General features: G+C 71.1%; 1 protein-coding gene. It reads left to right on the top strand.

What is annotated here, in order from left to right:
- A partial coding sequence (locus AB4Z02_RS18990) for a hypothetical protein (RefSeq protein WP_441972916.1) occupies positions 1–560 on the top strand: 560 nt, incomplete at both ends.

Genomic DNA, 560 nt, shown 5'->3' with positions numbered 1-560 from the left:
CTGATCACCGGCAACGTCGTCACCCAGGCGAACATCGACGCCGGCGCACTGCTCAACGCGCCGAGCGCGACCGTCGCGGTCGTCGCCACGGCCACCAACGGCGTCACCGCCAAGGGCGGCTCCGTCAACGGCGGCCTCGGCACCGTCTCCAACGCCAACCCGGCGGCCACCGACAACGCACGCACCTTCGCCCGGATGCTCGGAGCAGCACACGGCGCGACCGCCACCACCCCGGGCGCCGCCTCCATCTCGGTGCAGGCGACCAGCGGCGACACGTCGACCGCCCTCATCAGCGACACGAGCGGGGCGGGCGTCGCGATCTCCAACGCGGGAGCCACCGCCACGACGACGACCACGGTCGAGACGGACTTCGCCTCCGCCGGCGCACCGATCGCGACCGTCGGCAACATCACCATCGGAGTCGCCTCCAACCCCGTCTCCATCTCGTCGGCGCTCAGCACCTCGGTGGGCATCCTGCTCAACATCAGCTCCAACAACGCGAGGGTCGTCACCAACCCGACCGTCACCCTCACCATCGCGGCAGGCGCCCAGGTCTTCGC

This window comes from Pedococcus sp. 2YAF34 (genome assembly GCF_052114585.1).
GTDB lineage: Bacteria > Actinomycetota > Actinomycetes > Actinomycetales > Dermatophilaceae > Pedococcus.
Note: the sequence above shows the minus strand (reverse complement) of the source record. Positions and strands in the feature narration are given on the sequence as shown.